This is a genomic window from Streptomyces sp. NPDC058291, from assembly GCF_042880855.1.
GTDB lineage: Bacteria > Actinomycetota > Actinomycetes > Streptomycetales > Streptomycetaceae > Streptomyces.
In genome coordinates this window covers 111,425-126,688 of the sequence record NZ_JBHVYK010000002.1, presented here as the reverse complement: position 1 = coordinate 126,688, position 15,264 = coordinate 111,425, and the positions used below count along the sequence as shown (strand labels likewise).

Sequence of the window (15,264 nt, the reverse complement as noted above, 5' to 3'; positions counted from 1 at the left end):
CGCCCGCCCACAGCAGGACGGGCGGCACCCCGGCTGAAGAGGACCCGTCCGTGCGAAATGCCTTACCTCTCCTACCTCCGCAGCGGGTGTGGGAGCCGGTCATCGACCAGCACGACACCTGGCTCGCGATCAATCCGGATCAGGGCTGCCCCAAGGTCTGCGACTACTGCTACCTCCTCGACCGCGGTCAAACGCGCGTCAAGCCAGCCCAACTGGCCACCCCTCAGCGGACCGTCGACCTGCTCCTGTCGAGCCCCTACTACTACCGGCAAGCCGTGCTTGCCCTTTACACCTGCACCGATGCCCTCGCCACCCCACGCAACCGCGCCCATCTTGTCGGGCTCCTGGGCGAACTCGTCGCCAGGAGCGTACGCAACCCGGTGTGCCTGATCACGAAGTGCGCCGTCACCCAAGACGTCATAGACGCCATCCTCGCGGCGCGGGCGGCCGGCATCCCCGTGATCGTGTACCTCAGCTACTCCGGGCTCGGCCCTGACATCGAACGCGGCATCGACCACGAAGCACTCCGTGCCAACTTCCCGCGTCTGAGCGAACACGGGATTCCCGTTATCCACTACTGGCGTCCGCTCATCCACGCGAACGCCGCCCCTGAGACGATCACCCATGTCCTGGACTGGGCCGCTCGCTACTCCACCTGTTCCGTAGCTGTCGGCCTCAAGGTCAAGCGAGGCTCCCGGCAGCAGATGGCTGACCTCTGGCCCGCACTGAGCGACGAAAACCTGCCCCTGGAGTCGGCCGACGCCGTATGGCCGCGCGAGACCTGGGACCTGCTGGATACCCTGCCGCTCCGATATCCCGACCACCCCATCTATCAGACCAACTCCTGCGCCCTCGCCCACGTTCTGGCGCGCCCGGACAACCACAATGTCCACGCCACCCCCACCTGTACGGCCAACCACTGCCCGGTCAGCCAGCGCGAACGCTGCGCCACCGCCTCCCCGCCCTCGGTCAATGCCGACGCCATCCGGAACCAGCTCGTGTGGCTCGGCGTGCCTACGCTCCCAGTCTTCGACTGGGACGCAACGACACGCACCGTCACCATTCAGGGAGCCCTCAGCCTCCGTGACCGCAGCAACATCGCCCAACGGCTCGGCATCGCCGTCCAAGCTGCACGAGGCAGCAATGAGCAGTACTGGTCCGGCCGACTCGAAGGCCGACAACCCATCATCGTCGACTCGTAACGGCTGCTCCGAAACGCCGAAGAAGCATGAGGCAGCGGCGTCTGGAAGACCGAATGAGAGCTACGTCAATCGCTTCAAGGCGGACTTGGCGCGCTCTCTCGTCCTTCTCCGGGAACAACGTGGTTGGTCGGTGTACGACTTGGAACGGCGAACAGGAGTCAGCCGTTCGACGATTTCACGGATCGAACGAGCCGTGACCGAACCGACGACGACCGTTTTAGTGAAGGTTTGCCTGGCATACGGCTGTCCCGCGTCACGTCTTCTGGCTGAAATCGAATCTCGGCTGCCCCGCCCTAACGGCTCCAGCACGACCGCCGCGCAAGTCACGGATTGACGAACAGAGTCGCTGACTTTGCCCAGTAGGGTCGTTGGTATGAGTACACCCACGGAAGGGCTGACCCTGGGGGCCGTCAGCGCGATCGTCGAGAAGAAGATTCTCACCAACAAGATCCGCATCTGTCGGCCTGGCGAGCCGGTATTCAATCCGGACACGGGACAGTACGAGCCCGGCCCGCCCCGCACCATCTATGAGGGCCCGGGGGCGATCTTCCCGACCGGAGGTCCTTCCGTCGTCCTGCACCTCGCCGGACAGGCGTACGTGGACGACACCCCGTCCCGCTACCGACTGCTAACGCCGCTGTTAGCGCCGGTCGCCTCACGCGAGGACACCGTGGCCGTCGTAGAGACCGAAGACGAGTCGGCCATCGGCCGGACCTGGCGCGTCATCGACATCGGAGAGACCTCCACCCTGAGCATTGTGCGCACTACGTGGGTGGACCAGAACACGCAGACGGCAGGAGCGTGAGGTGACCACCGCCATCGACCCGGAGGAAGTACGCAAGGAGCTGGAGGCCAAGCTCCTTCTCGACACGGTGAGGGTCACCCGTCCTACCGGCACGCCGGCCCTCGACCCCGCGACGGGGCTCCTCGGGGAGGTGCCTGCCGACCTGGTCTACGAGGGTCTGGGAGCCATGCTGTCCGGCCACGGCCAGGTGACCGCGGAGGGGATCGTCGGCAAGCAGTGGCTTGACGACACGGTCTCCTGGTATCGGCTGCTGACACCGCTCAGTGCGCCCGTGCCAGCACGGTATGACCGGGTGGAGGTCACGGTCGCGCACTCGGGCAGCGCGGCAACGGGCGGTCGGACCTGGCAGGTCCTCGACCCTGCCGAAGCGTCGACCGTGGAGCTGGTGCGTGTGACGCGGCTGGACGAGATCACGCCGCCGTCGTGAGGCGAATCGGAGTGCCGGAAAACCGTCCTACGCTCGACGTATGGAGATCATGGACACTCCGGCCGCCGAACTTCAGCAGGTCAACGTCACGGCGGACGGCAGCAAGGCTTCGATACTCATCGACGGAATCGACTACTCCCGCGTCGTATCCGGCTACACCATTCACCAACAGGCTGGCAAAGCAGCGGACTTGGTAATTCAGTTCGCGCAGGGCAAGACCAGCCCCGACTTCGACGGAAACGCGAGAGTCGCCGTAGGAATGCCGTATGAACCGGGACCGGCAGCCGCCCACTTTCTCTCGGCCATCGACGCTGGGCTGCTGGAGAAGGCGGCGCTCGCCCGCCCGGACATGGACGGCGGGCCGCACGGCTTCACCAAGGCCGTACTGGCACAGCTCCAGCAGTGGGCGCGGGGGGAGTTCGACCAAGACCAAGCCCAGGAGGTGAGCTGATGGCTTCCCCACGGAACCCGCACCCGAACGCTCACCCTTCGGCGGGTGCGTACAGCAACGCCCCGCAGATCGCGGCGCTGTTGAACGCTCGCGCCGCCGCCGCACTGCCAGCGGTGTCCAGCGTCGTGCAGCACTACGCCATGCTGCTCGAAACCGCGATCAAGGCCAACGCGAGCGGTCGGCCAGGACCGAACGCGCCGACGGGTGACTACCGTCGCTCGTGGACCCACGAGCTCAGCACGAGCGGCCTGAACGTTGAGGCGACCGTCGGCACCAACAAGCCCCAGAGCAGGCGCCTGGAGTACGGCTTCGTTGGGGCCGATAGCCTGGGGCGGATCTACAACCAGCCGCCCTACCCGCACGTGGGTCCGGCCGTCGAACAGATCCGTCCCGCCTTCCTGGCAGCCATCGGAGCGGCGGTGGGGGACTAATGGCCGTGTCCGGGCGAGTGCTCAGCCTCGCGGTCCAAGCCATGCTCGCCAGCGCCACCGGCCGGTCATGCGGGTATGGGACGGCTCCCACTTCCAGCAGTCTGCCCACCGGCGCGGCCACCCCCTACAGCGTGCTCTATCCCGTCGGCTTGACCAGCGACGGACCACCCTTTGGAGACGCCAGCGCGGACGCTCGAATCGTCTATCAAGTCACGTCAGTTGCCACCACCGCCGAGCAGGCGGAGTGGATGGCCGACAAGGTCCGCGCCGGCATGCTGGCCCGGACGACGCTCGGCTACACCTACTCGATCAATGCCACCGGCTACATGGTCATGTCCCGTGAGCTGGACAAAGAGGAAGGCGTGACTGTCGCCAGCGGCGTATACAGTTACGTTCAGCGGTTCGCGATCGAGGTCACCACCCTCGGCTGACCGCCGTACCTCACCGCGGAGGCCCATCGCGGACGCCCGACCACTCGGTACGGGCCGACTCCCAGATTGATCTGTTGGGGACGGGCCTGCCGTATTCCGGGGCCGTCAGCGTCCCCGGAGAGTGAGAGTCGCGTGTCAGCCACGCAGCAGCGTTTCATGCGCCGAGGCACCACCCTCTTCTTCTTCCTGAAGAAGATCGCCTCCGACGACAACATCCCCACCCGCGCCGAACTCGGGCCCACGAACGCCACGAACTTGTCGGACACCATCTCCGACGTCGAAGGCTGGTCGCTGGAGAACACCCCGATCGACACCCCGGACATGGGGTCGACGTTCTCCACCACCATCCCCGGCGAGGACAAGGCGGACAACAGCTCGCTGACGTTCTACGAAGACAAGATCAGCGACGAGATCGAGACCCTGCTGTCCAAGGGCGTCGTCGGGTTCATCGCCATTCTGCGCAAGGGCGACGTGCCGCAGTCCAAGTCGCTCGACGCGTTCCCGGTCCGCGTCGGCAGCCGCAGCCCCTCGTACAGCACCGCGTCGGAACCGGCGAAGTTCAAGGTGACTTTCGGCATCACCGACGAGCCCACCCTCGACGCCGCCGTGCCGGCGAAGACCGTCTGAGCCGGGGCTGCCGTATGACCGCTTCAGCGATAGTCGAACCCCCGGCCGCCGCCGTCGCCCGCGACGCCCACTGGTCGGCGAAGATGGCGCGGCTCAAGGCGCGCAAGCTCCCCGAGCGCAGCCTTCGGTTGTGCGACGACGACGAGGCGAAGAAGAACGCCACCGACGCCGCGTTGGAACTGGCCAAGGCGCGCACGACCGCCCGCGGGCAGTCCATCGAGCAAGGGGTCTCGGAGGCCGACCGCGAGGAATGGACGGTCAGCCAGCCAGAAGTCGTCGCCGCACAGCTGCGACTCGACGCCGCCGAACAGGTCTTGGAGGACGCGACAGTCGTCCTGATTTTCCGAGCCCTGCCGCGCCCGGCCTGGGAGCAGCTCCTCCGCGATCATCCGCCGACGGAGGCCCAGGCCGACCAGGGCATGGAGTACAACGTCGAGACGTATCCCGCCGCCCTCATCGCCGCTTGCCACATCGAGCGGGACGAAGCCGGGGACGAGGTCCCCGGAATGAGCGAGCAGGAGGCGCAGGAACTTCTCGACGCGTGGCCTGACTCCGAGGCGAAGGCCCTGTTCACCTGCGCGCTCCTGGTCAACCAGACGCTGAGGGCGGATCTGGGAAAAGGCTGACCTCCGACCCGGGCTTTCGCGCAGAGATGGAGGTCTGCGCCTCGTACGGCATCCCGCACTCGCAGTTCACCGGGGCGGGAGACGGGCGGTGGTCGGCGCTCGACCGTGCGAAGGCCCTCGCTTACCTCAACTTCTCGCGAACGGTGTGCGAGTCGTGCGGGACCAGGCCGGAGGAGTGGGACGAGCAGGCGGGTGGCGACCGCTTCGCATACGTCAGTGAGACACACCGGTGCGTTGGCTGCGAGCTGATCGCCATGGAGCAGGAACAGGTCCCGGAAGGTCCGGAGGGGCGTGGGGTGAAGGTCGGGCTTCGGCCCAGAAAGCAGGCGTAGCCAGTGGCTGGGGCCTACACCCTCTACGTCCAGGTTCAGGCTGGCGTCACCGGTCTGGTCGGAGGTCTCCGCACGGCGGCGGGCCAGGTCACCGCGTTCGGTGGCCAGGTCCGCCGCGTCGACGGTGACCTCAACGCGCTCGCGGCACGGTCGGAACGGACCTGCCGTGCGATGACCACGGGATTCACCGTGATGGGCGTCGCTCTCGGCGGCGCGTTCGTCATGGGCGTTCGAAGCGCCATCGAGCTCGAGAAGCACATGGCGAACGTCATGACGATCTCGAAGGAGATCAACAGCACCAACATCGGCCACTTCACGGACCAGATCGTTGAGCTGAGCACTCAGCTCCCGCAGTCCGCCGCCCAGCTTGCCGAGGGCCTGTACCAGGTCGTCTCGACCGGCTTCGACGGCGCTGACGCCATGACGATCCTGCGCGTGGCTGCCCGCGGTGCCGCCGCCGGCCTGACGACGACCGAGACGTCCGCCCGCGCCCTGCTTGGCGTCCTCAAGGCATACGGGATGGACGCCTCGCAGGCCAGCGACGTCATGGACGTCATGTTCCAGACCGTCAACTACGGCGTCGTCTCGTTCGACGAGCTGGCACAGCAACTCGGTGACGTTGTCCCGATGGCCGCTGCGGCGGGCGTGAAATTCGAGGACATCAGCTCGGCGCTCGCTGCGGTCACCCTCTCGGGCATCCCGGCCGCCGAGGGAGTCACGGCACTGAACATGCTGCTGACGCGCATGATGAAGCCCACCCAAGAGCTGTCCAACATGATCAAGGGCTTCGGGTACGAATCGGCTGCCGCAGCCCTCCAGCAGGACGGCCTCTACGTCGTCATGCAGAAAGTGCGCAACGCCACCGGCGGCAGCGCCGACCAGTTGGTTCCTCTCCTGCGCGACATCCGAGCGGTCCGCGCCGCCCTCGCCCTCTCGGCCGCCGACGGAAAGAACTACGCCGCGACCTACCAGGGCATCAGCCAGGAGGTCGAGCGCGCCGGCGCGACGCAGAAGGCGTATGCGATCCAGATGGACACCACCGCGGGCCAGTGGAGTCTGTTCCAGAACCAGGCCCAGGCGCTCGGCATCGACATGGCGCGCGTGCTGCTGCCCGCCCTGCAAGGGGTGGGGGAGTACCTGAACGTGCTGGCCGGGGCGATCAACGATCTGCCAGGCCCGGTGAAGTCTGTCATGGGCGTCGTGCTGGCCCTGTCGGCTGCGGCTCTCCTCGCCAAGGCGGCCTTCCTGCGGTTCGGCGCACAGCTCACCGTCTTCCGGACCGAACTCGCCGCAGCGCGGGCCGGGGGCTCCGCCCTCCCCGCCGTCCTCAGCGGAGCCGGCATCGCGGTGGCCGGTCTGACGGCGCTGATGACGATCGGCATCGGCGTGTACGCCGCCTACTCGGCCAGCAAGCAGAAGGCCAAGGCCGCGACCGAGGAACTGGTCGACGCCCTGCGCAAGGAGAGGGAGGAGGGCGAGCAAGGAGCCGGGCTGCGCACCCTCACCGAACAGCTCACGAACAGCGACGACGTCAAGAAGCTCAAGGACGCCGGGATCGACGTAGCGACCGCCATCGACGCGATCACGTCCGGCGGCGCGAAGCTCCAGAAGCTCAAGGAAGATCTGGACACTCAGAAGGCTCTGACCTGGGACATCGGCTCATACGCGGCCGATCCGGAGTGGGATGCAGCCAAGAAGGTCTTGGACAAGCAGCACAAGATCTGGAGCAACGCGGTCAAGCAGGAAAGCCAGCTTGCCGCGAACATGGCGATCGTCAACAACAAGATCAAGAACAACCGTCGCGAAATGCTCGGGGCCTGGGACCTGACGCAATTGCTGCCGACGGACAAAAACGGAGCACCGCAGTTCACCGACCAGATGGAGGCGATGAGCAAGGCTCTCGCCTCGATCGTCGACCCGGCGAAGGCGTGGAAGGCCGCTCAGGACAAGGTCGCCGAGGCCAACCGAAAAGCGGGCAGGTCTGCCGACGCCTCGAAGGCTTCCCTGTCGGACTACGTCACCGAGCTGCGCAAGCAGCTCAAGGCGCAGCGCGAGTTCCAGAAGAACCTGGGCGAGCTGGCGGCCGCGGGACACCTCGATCTTGCCGACCACTTCTCCGACCTCGGCCCCGACTCCGCCCCGATCCTTGACGAGCTGGTCAAGCAACTCCAGAACGGCAAGGGCAAGGTCGCCGACGAACTCGAAGCGATCATCCAGGAATCGTCCGCCCGCTCGACCCCTGCCTTCCGCGCCGGCCTGGAGCAGTTGCCCGCCATCTCGGCGAAGTACGGGAAGAAGGTCGCTGAGGCATGGGCTGACGCGGCGGCCACCAACGACCCCGGCAAGCTAGCCCGCGTCATGCGGGACATGACCGTGGCGGACATGGAGACAGCGGCGAAGAAGCTGCCCACGTCCGCCGCCGCGCAACTTGAACAGGGCATGAACCTTTTGTCCGACGTGTCAGCCAAGTATGGCAAGGAGGCCTCGACTTCGCTGGCGCAGTCCTTCCTCAAGGGAGACATCGGAGAGATCCGCTCGCAGCTCAACGCCCTGTACGGAGCAGACCTGCCGATCAAGGCACCCGATCTGACCGGTGTCGTAGGAGCATTCAAGGCGGCTGGCGTCCAGTCGAACTCCGAGTGGTCCGGGATGCTCAGCCTCATCGTCGCGGTGGCCCAGCAGAAGGGAACGGCGGCGGCCTCCGCTCTCACCAGTGCCCTTCTCTCCGGCGACATGGCAGCGGTTCAAACACAGCTCGACGGCATCGGCGCGTCCGTGGGGCGCATCCCCGGGACCAAGACCATCACCGTGACCGTCAACAAACCCGCTGCAATCACCATCCCGTTCTTCGCTAAGCCGCAGCCAACCTCGTGGGACAAGGACGGCAACGGCGTACCCGATTCAATCCAGGCTCCGAAGAAGCAGGCCAACGGCGGACTGATCGACTTCTACGCCGACGGCGGGGTCCGATCCCGCCGTGAGGAACACACGGCGCAGATCGCTCCCGCCGGCGCGTGGCGCGTGTGGGCCGAACCCGAAACCCAAGGAGAGGCGTACATTCCGCTTGCCGGAGCGAAACGGGCCCGATCGAAGCGGATCTTGGAGGAGGTCGCCAGCCGCTTCGGCGGCGAAGTCACCTACCACGCCGACGGCGGCCTATCGGGCTTCACCTACCAGCCTCAGTCGCTGTACTCCCTGCCCGGAATCGCCAGCGATTCACAGGACAAGAAGGGCAACTTCAGCCTCGCGCTGTTCGCGAAGAAGCTCCATTCATCGGTGGCGACCGCCAAGCGGTGGCGTCGCGACCTCGACACGGTGGCTCGCCGCGCTGGCCAGGACGTGGCAGACGCCCTCGCAGAGATGGGCGAGGAAGGGGTGTCGCTCACTCGCAAGATGGCGACCGGCAGCTCGCGCTACGTGCGGTCCATGGCGAAAGACCTGCGGGAGCTGGCCGCCGCGTCGAAGGCGAGCCTGGGCGAGTACACCGGGCAGCTCCGCCAAGCGGTGAAGGACCAGACCGGCTTCGAGAAGAACTTGGCGAAGCTCGCGGCCGGCGGCTTCGGCGACCTCGCCAAGCGCCTGGCCGAGCAGGGCGACCAGGACGCGGCCGAACTCGCCACCCAGGCCGTGAAGGACAAGAAGAAGGCGAAGGCGGCGAACGGCGCCGCCCGCAGCGCCGACAAGACCGTGCCCAGTGACGACCTGCCGGACCTGGTCGCGATCATCGGCGCGATCAAGAGCAAGACGACCGGGTTGCACGCGGTGGCAGACGCCACCGGGCTCGATGAGGACCACATCATCGAGATCGCCAACCTCGGCCTGTCCCGGCTCAAGAGCGCACTGGGCTCGAAGGGCGCCAAGTTCTTCTCCGACCTGAGCCGTGCGAACAAAGGACTGTCGTACGCCAACGGCGGCATCCTCACGCCCGGCCTCTACGCCACCTCCGGCGGCCTGATCAAGTTCGCCGAACCGAGCACCGGCGGAGAGGCATTCATCCCGCTCGGCGCGGCGAAGCGCAGCAGCGCCCTCACTGTCCTGCACGACGTCGCCACACGCTTCGGGATGCGCCTGGCCAGCGGTGCCGCCCCACCAGCCATGCGGCTCGTCGACGCTCGGCCCGCTCCGGTCCAAGTCGTCATCGTCCGCGACGAGCGGCCCGCCGCCCTCGTCGGATCCATGCCCGTGACCGTCAACGGTGGTGCCGACGCCAAGGCAGCGGACCGGGTCGGCACGGAGATCATGCGGCGGCTGCGGAACGCTCAGCGAGGAGGCCGTATCTGATGGCGGTCATCAATCAGGAGTGGCAGATCGACTTCGCGGGCGTCCTCATGGGCCCCGGTACTCCGTACCCCGTCAGCAACATCACCGGTCTTGGGACACCAGAAGTCCGGGCCCAAGACGTCGAGTTGCCTACGGACGACGGCTCGTTCCCCGGCGTGGACTACTACAGCCCTCGCACGGTGACGATTGAGGCCGGCATCCGGACACCGGGTGACCCGCACGCCGCCGTCGACGCGCTCGCCGCACTCGACCAGGCTGCAGCCGACCCGGCGACCCGGAAGAGTGCGGGCGCCGTGCAGACCCTGCGGCTGTGGTGGCCGGGCCGTACCAACCCCAAGCGGCTCTACGGCAGGGTCCGCCGAGTAGAGGCCGTGTCCATGGCGCAGGCGATCTACGGCTGGATCCCGATCACTTTGGACTTCACTGCGACCGCCCCCGAGTGGCACGACGACACCGAGCAGCAGATCACGCTACCCCTCGCTCGCGACTTCGAGGAGGAGGGCTTCACCGCTCCGGTAACCGCACCGATTACGACCGGCGTGGCCAATCCTCAGGAGCGGCCAGGCTGGGTCACCAACTTCGGTGACTTGGCTGCCTGGCCCTCCTTGACGATCAGTGGCCCGGTGGTGAATCCCCGCATCTGGATCACGGAGACGGGCCGTGTTCTCGACCTCGCGCTGGCTCTGGGGGAGAGCGACATCCTTCAGATCGACACGCGTCCCGGAACGCGCTGGGTGCTGCACAACGGCGGCAACGCCGCGTACGCCCTGTCTGCCGCGTCCCGGTTGGACCTCTTTCAGATCCCGCCCCGTCGGACCAGCGAAATTCGGTGGATCGGGGCGGACTACACCAACTCCACCCGCCTCAAGGTGTCTTGGCGCGACGCCTACACCGCCCTGTAAGGAGAGCACTACCAGATGGCACTGATCCAGCCGCCCATGCTGACTCATGGCGGCACCCACCCGGCCCGCGCCTTCCGGATGATGATCCGCGACCTCGCTTGCGGCAATTCGGGCGTGACCGAAGGAAATGACCTGAAAGTCAGGGAGTGGGCCACCCCCGGCGCCGGCGTGCGTGTCGGCGATGGCTCGGCCGTGGTGGGCGGAGCGGCCTGGGGCCAGGGCTCCTACACCCAGTACAACGTGGGCGATGCCATCGTGCCAATCGCCCCGACGGGATCCTCGGCTCGATCCGACCTGATCTGCTTGCGAGTCGAGGACCCGGACTACGAAGGAAACCGGAATCCGGCCGCCGACGAGATCGGCTACTTCCACGTCGTGTCCGGGGTGTCCGCCACGACAAAGACGGTGCCGCCCGGAATGACGGCCATCCCATTGGCCCGACTGAATCTTCCGGCGAACACAGCCACGGTCACCAACGCGATGGTTGTAGACCTGCGGCAGATCGCGAACCCGCGGCGCGACCGACGGCTCTACACAGCCTTCCCGTCAACGCTGAGCGAGCTGAAGTACCAGGACAACAAATGGCATGCCTGGCCTACTTCGGCCAGTTGGGCGGTCCCCATCCCTGCCTGGGCCGTGTCGGCCAAGGCCGTCATCACCATTGCCGGACTTCGTATGGCACGGGCTGACGTGTTCGCCTCCATGCAAACGAAGTTGGGCGCTGACCTCGGAGACAACACCGCCATCGACGACGACCAGGGTGCAAACACCCGCCGACAGACCATCGTCGTGGCGGACAACATCACCATCAGCGCGGCCCAACGCGGCACCACCCAGACTCTCTCGCTCCAGACCTACATGTCCAAGTCAGAAACAGGTGACCTGGGGGTCGACAGCTCCACCTCGATCATCGCCGACGTCGAGTTCACCGAAGGCGTCCTCTGACACGACGCGCATTGCCATAAACCCATCCCGGCGCGGGGGAGATCAAGGACGCGCCCGATGGCAACGCCGTCATACCGCTATCTCACCACCGACGCGCTCACCAACAAGGTCCTGGCCTGGGACCTGCCGCTCAGCGGCGTTGAGTTCGGGCCCGCGCTGTCTGCGACCGGCGGCCTCGTCGGGACTGTTGAGCCCCGTCTCGCCCAGCTCGTCCGCTCTCAGCTCGCCCCCGGGAACACCAAAATCTTCGTTGAGCGAGACGGGCGGCTGCTATGGGGCGGTCTGATCTGGCGGGCTGACCCCGAGGGCCAACAGCTGAACATCGAGGCCTCCGGGTGGGGCTCGTACCCGTACCGCCGCTACGACATCCACGGACAGCTCAACGCCCGCGGCCCCTATACCTACGCGGACCCGTGCAGAGTCATCCGCGACGTGTGGGCGTACTGCCAGGAGCAACCTGACGGGCAGCTCGGCGTTCAGGTCGACGGCACCACTTCCAAGGTCACAGTCGGCACCCCCGAGGACCCTTATCGGGTCGACTGGTGGGACACGCCCTCGCTCGGCGACGTCATCGCGGACATGGTCGCCGTCGAAGGCGGCCCCGAGTGGACCGAAGACGTCGCTTGGCAGAGCGGAACCCCGCAGGGCCACATCCGAATCGGCTGGCCTCGTCTCGGCCGCCGCCGCACGGACATCCACTTCGAGTCCGGCGTGAACGTCGTCAAGGCGGTCCCGGTCGAGTACGACGCCGACAACCTCGCCCAGGTCGTCATTGCGCTCGGAGCTGGCGAGGGCCGCAACCGCCGCCGCGCCGTCGACGCCGTACGGGACGGCCGGCTACGCCTGGAACACCTGCTCGACGTACCGCAGGAGAAGGCGAACGACAGGCTGGCCGCGCGCGCCCGTACAGAGCGCATCTCCCGACAGGTCATCGGAGAAGTCACTGAGATCACCGTCCGTGACCACCCGGCGGCTCGCTTGGGTTCCTGGCAGATCGGCGACGACGTACGGGCCCGAGTCCACGACCAGTGGACCGACTTCGACGCCTGGTCCCGCATCGTCAGCTGGCAGATCCGACCCGCCTCCGGAGACACCCCCGAGCAGGCCGTCATCCAGCTCCAGCGCGCAGACCGCTTCACCTACGGGGGAGGCACCGCGTGAGCAGCGACATCGCCCGACTGGCCGCCCGCGTGGCCGTCCTGGAACGGCAGCTGGCCCGCACTACCCGCACCGCCCGCATGGCGTACTCGTCCGTCGAGGACGGCGCGATCGAGGTGTACGACCAGGACGGCACCCTGCGCGGCAGCATGGGCCTCCAGGACGACGGCACCGTTGGCTTCGTCGCCCACAACGGACCGCCGCCACCCACACCCGCGCCGCCCGTGGTCGAGTCCGCGCTGTCCGGGCTGACCGTGACCTGGCCGGGAACGTGGACGGACGCCGAGACCGCTCCGCTCGATTTGGCCGAAGTCCAGGTTCACCTGTCGACGACCGCCGACGCCGAGCCGGACACCACCAGCCCCGTGGCAGCCTTCCACACGGCCGCCGGCGGAAGCATCACCCTCGCCACCGACACCTACACCCCGCTGTGGGTGCGCCTGATCGCGGTGAACACATCCGGCACGGCTGGAGAGCCCTCGACTGCTGTGCAGGGCCAGGCCCGCAAGGCCGTTCCCGACGACATCGTCAACGCGATCATCGACGAAACCAAGCTCGCCCGCGGCGCGGTCACCGCCGCGGCGCTCGCCCTGGGGGCCGTCAACACGACGGCTCTCGCGGACGGCGCGGTTCTCGCTGAGAAGCTCGCGGCCAACTCCGTGACGCTGGGCAAGGTCGCCAGCGGCGCGATCACCCTCAGTTCGCTCGGCGGCGCGCTCGCGGACGCCACCAGCCAGCGCCTGGTCGACACAATGGGCGACGCCGCCGCCTGGCAGACCACCGACCAGGGCAGCGGCGCCACATGGGCGCACCTCACCGGAGTCCCGGACGCTCCCACTGGCCGAAGCATCGGTGAGGCCCGCGGCTTCATCCGGCTTCGCGGCACGACCCTTGTCCCGTATGAGCCCGGTGTCCTGTACCGGATCAGCGCCCGAATCCGGGCTACAGCCCAACTCGCCTCTGGACCGGACGCCTTCTACGTCGGCGTGCTCGGCATAGGTGCAGACCAGACCACCCTGGTCAACCGTGTCGGAGCGAACTCGCCGAACAGCCACTACTACATCGCGGCGTCGAATCGGTCGCTGCCGACCACGGACGGCTGGGTCACGGTCGTCGGCTACCTCAAGGACCGGGCAGCCGCAGGCTCCGCTGGTCCCAACAACGACCCGCGCTCGCCGGGCACCGTCCACGACGCCGTGCGGTACATCACCCCTTATCTGTGGCTCGGCTACGCCTCGATGGGTGTTTCCGGTTCCTCGGCCGTTATGCAGGTCGACGCCGTTGCCATTGAGGCGCTGAAGACCGGGATCGTCGACGCAACGAACCTCGTGAGCGGTTCGGTGACCGCCGCGGCGCTCGCGGCCGACTCAGTGATCGCCGGGAAGGTCGCGGCCGATGCCATCACAGGCCGCGAGATCGCCGCGAATTCGGTCACGGCGGTCGAGATCCTCGCGGGAGCGGTGACCGCCGAGAAGATCGCGGCCTTGGCCATCACGGCCGAGAAGATCGCGGCGCTGTCCATCACGGCCGAGAAGATCGCGGCGCTGTCCATCACGACAGACAAGATCGCGACCAATGCCGTGACGGCAACGAAGATCTCGGCGGGCGCGATCGAAGCGACCCATATCAAGGCCGGGGCAATCACGGCGGACAAGCTCGACGCCGATGCCATCAACGGCAAGACGATCAACGGAGCCGTTCTCACAGGCAGCACTCTTCGAACCGCTGCAAGCGGACAGCGAGTTGTCATCAGCCCCGGAAACAGCAATCCGGAGACCGGGTCGATTGAGTTCTATTCCGGAAGCGCCGATGAGTCAGCACCGGCAGAACTCAATACCGCCATCGGGTACGCCTCAGATTCCTCCGGTACCTACGAAGTTCCGAGCGTTTCGCTCAGCGCCCCGAAGGTGACTGGTTCAAGCCAGGAAACAGGGGTGTTCCTGCAAAGCCACGTGCCGGGCTATTCGGGAGGAGTCTTCAACCTCTACGCAAACGAGCTGAGCGGCAACGGAGTTGCCTACATCAACGGGTACGGCGCCGATACATCGGACGTCGGATCGTCCATCGAGCTGTACGTCCGCGACGCGCCGTCCGGGTCGGCCCAGTCCACTGCCAAGCTCACATCCAGCGGGTTCGCGATCGACCGAGATCTCAGCGTCTACGGCAAATCTCAAGGTCGCGGGTTCGTCGCGCAGAAGACTCTGACCGCGAACGTCACGTTCTCCGGCACGGAGACGGCTGTCATCACGACCGGCAGCATCACGTTCAAGACTGGTCGTGCATACCGTGTGTCTCTCTGGGGACTGCACAGTGCGGCAAGCGCCAGTTTTGCGCTATATCGAATTCGCAAGAACACTGTGTCCGGGACGATTTACAAGGACCAGATACGGGTCAACAATCTACAAGCCTCTTCAGCGAACGCCGCGGTTTCCATCCAGACCATCCTGACCAACACCACCGGCAGCGATGTAACAGCCGCACTGTGCTGGACCGGAACTCAGGGCGGAGTGGCACAGACGTGGACGCTCGCCGCCAGCAGCAGCAACGTCGCCTACCTGCTGGTGGAGGACTGCGGCTCTGCCGACGATTACACCGGTCAAGCCATCACCTGACCGGTCCGAGTACGGCAATTCAGGTTTGTCCCGC

Annotated in this window: 14 protein-coding genes; all 14 read left to right on the top strand. The window is 66.7% G+C overall.

The features are described 5' to 3' along the window. Nucleotides 1–86: 86 nt before the first annotated feature. The 14 genes from ACFVYK_RS01750 to ACFVYK_RS01685 all read left to right on the top strand — a co-directional run bounded on the left by ACFVYK_RS01750 (nucleotide 87) and on the right by ACFVYK_RS01685 (nucleotide 15,230). Nucleotides 87–1,202, top strand: a complete 1,116-nt coding sequence (locus tag ACFVYK_RS01750) for a hypothetical protein (protein WP_389767368.1) — start codon at nucleotides 87–89, stop codon at nucleotides 1,200–1,202. Continuing rightward, nucleotides 1,144–1,536 carry a helix-turn-helix domain-containing protein gene (locus ACFVYK_RS01745; RefSeq protein WP_389767366.1) on the top strand — a complete coding sequence of 131 codons (393 nt, stop codon included), beginning with the start codon at nucleotides 1,144–1,146 and terminating at the stop codon, nucleotides 1,534–1,536. The genes ACFVYK_RS01750 and ACFVYK_RS01745 overlap by 59 nt, the downstream gene beginning before the upstream one ends. A gap of 39 nt (nucleotides 1,537–1,575) precedes the next feature. Beyond that, on the top strand, nucleotides 1,576–2,007 hold the full coding sequence (locus tag ACFVYK_RS01740) for a DUF6093 family protein (protein WP_389767364.1): 432 nt from the start codon (nucleotides 1,576–1,578) through the stop codon (nucleotides 2,005–2,007). Between the two features lies 1 nt (nucleotide 2,008). Further along, complete coding sequence (locus ACFVYK_RS01735; protein WP_389767362.1) at nucleotides 2,009–2,434, top strand: DUF6093 family protein; 426 nt, start codon at nucleotides 2,009–2,011, stop codon at nucleotides 2,432–2,434. A gap of 40 nt (nucleotides 2,435–2,474) precedes the next feature. Next, nucleotides 2,475–2,885, top strand: coding sequence for a hypothetical protein (locus tag ACFVYK_RS01730; RefSeq protein WP_389767360.1), 411 nt, complete (start codon nucleotides 2,475–2,477; stop codon nucleotides 2,883–2,885). Next, nucleotides 2,885–3,316: an HK97 gp10 family phage protein gene (locus ACFVYK_RS01725; RefSeq protein WP_054244746.1), complete on the top strand. Its 432-nt coding sequence runs from the start codon at nucleotides 2,885–2,887 to the stop codon at nucleotides 3,314–3,316. Before ACFVYK_RS01730 ends, ACFVYK_RS01725 begins: the two co-directional genes overlap by 1 nt. Nucleotides 3,317–3,357: 41 nt before the next feature. Next, nucleotides 3,358–3,747 (top strand): hypothetical protein, encoded by a 390-nt coding sequence (locus tag ACFVYK_RS01720; protein ID WP_389767358.1) that lies wholly within the window; start codon nucleotides 3,358–3,360, stop codon nucleotides 3,745–3,747. 132 nt (nucleotides 3,748–3,879) lie between these two features. Beyond that, a complete protein-coding gene (locus ACFVYK_RS01715) occupies nucleotides 3,880–4,374 on the top strand; it encodes a hypothetical protein (RefSeq protein ID WP_159051579.1) in 495 nt (164 codons plus the stop codon). A 14-nt stretch (nucleotides 4,375–4,388) separates the two neighbouring features. Continuing rightward, nucleotides 4,389–5,000, top strand: coding sequence for a hypothetical protein (locus ACFVYK_RS01710; RefSeq protein ID WP_389767356.1), 612 nt, complete (start codon nucleotides 4,389–4,391; stop codon nucleotides 4,998–5,000). Between the two features lie 503 nt (nucleotides 5,001–5,503). Beyond that, nucleotides 5,504–9,613: a phage tail tape measure protein gene (locus ACFVYK_RS01705; RefSeq protein ID WP_389767354.1), complete on the top strand. Its 4,110-nt coding sequence runs from the start codon at nucleotides 5,504–5,506 to the stop codon at nucleotides 9,611–9,613. Continuing rightward, nucleotides 9,613–10,515, top strand: coding sequence for a hypothetical protein (locus tag ACFVYK_RS01700; protein ID WP_389767352.1), 903 nt, complete (start codon nucleotides 9,613–9,615; stop codon nucleotides 10,513–10,515). The genes ACFVYK_RS01705 and ACFVYK_RS01700 overlap by 1 nt, the downstream gene beginning before the upstream one ends. A 15-nt stretch (nucleotides 10,516–10,530) precedes the next feature. Continuing rightward, the gene (locus ACFVYK_RS01695; RefSeq protein ID WP_307042600.1) at nucleotides 10,531–11,460 is read left to right on the top strand and encodes a hypothetical protein; all 930 of its coding nucleotides are present in this window, start codon (nucleotides 10,531–10,533) and stop codon (nucleotides 11,458–11,460) included. A 57-nt stretch (nucleotides 11,461–11,517) separates the two neighbouring features. Further along, on the top strand, nucleotides 11,518–12,621 hold the full coding sequence (locus ACFVYK_RS01690; RefSeq protein WP_389767350.1) for a hypothetical protein: 1,104 nt from the start codon (nucleotides 11,518–11,520) through the stop codon (nucleotides 12,619–12,621). After that, a complete protein-coding gene (locus ACFVYK_RS01685; RefSeq protein WP_389767348.1) occupies nucleotides 12,618–15,230 on the top strand; it encodes a hypothetical protein in 2,613 nt (870 codons plus the stop codon). The genes ACFVYK_RS01690 and ACFVYK_RS01685 overlap by 4 nt, the downstream gene beginning before the upstream one ends. The last annotated feature ends 34 nt before the right edge of the window (nucleotides 15,231–15,264 follow it).

Bases quoted from the DNA above. Each gene is read 5' to 3' on its own strand.
- ACFVYK_RS01745 (WP_389767366.1), top strand. From the start codon at position 1,144: ATGAGCAGTACTGGTCCGGCCGACTCGAAGGCCGACAACCCATCATCG.
- ACFVYK_RS01740 (WP_389767364.1), top strand. From the start codon at position 1,576: ATGAGTACACCCACGGAAGGGCTGACCCTGGGGGCCGTCAGCGCGATC.
- ACFVYK_RS01730 (WP_389767360.1), top strand. From the start codon at position 2,475: ATGGAGATCATGGACACTCCGGCCGCCGAACTTCAGCAGGTCAACGTC.
- ACFVYK_RS01725 (WP_054244746.1), top strand. From the start codon at position 2,885: ATGGCTTCCCCACGGAACCCGCACCCGAACGCTCACCCTTCGGCGGGT.
- ACFVYK_RS01720 (WP_389767358.1), top strand. From the start codon at position 3,358: ATGCTCGCCAGCGCCACCGGCCGGTCATGCGGGTATGGGACGGCTCCC.
- ACFVYK_RS01710 (WP_389767356.1), top strand. From the start codon at position 4,389: ATGACCGCTTCAGCGATAGTCGAACCCCCGGCCGCCGCCGTCGCCCGC.
- ACFVYK_RS01705 (WP_389767354.1), top strand. From the start codon at position 5,504: ATGACCACGGGATTCACCGTGATGGGCGTCGCTCTCGGCGGCGCGTTC.
- ACFVYK_RS01700 (WP_389767352.1), top strand. From the start codon at position 9,613: ATGGCGGTCATCAATCAGGAGTGGCAGATCGACTTCGCGGGCGTCCTC.
- ACFVYK_RS01695 (WP_307042600.1), top strand. From the start codon at position 10,531: ATGGCACTGATCCAGCCGCCCATGCTGACTCATGGCGGCACCCACCCG.
- ACFVYK_RS01690 (WP_389767350.1), top strand. From the start codon at position 11,518: ATGGCAACGCCGTCATACCGCTATCTCACCACCGACGCGCTCACCAAC.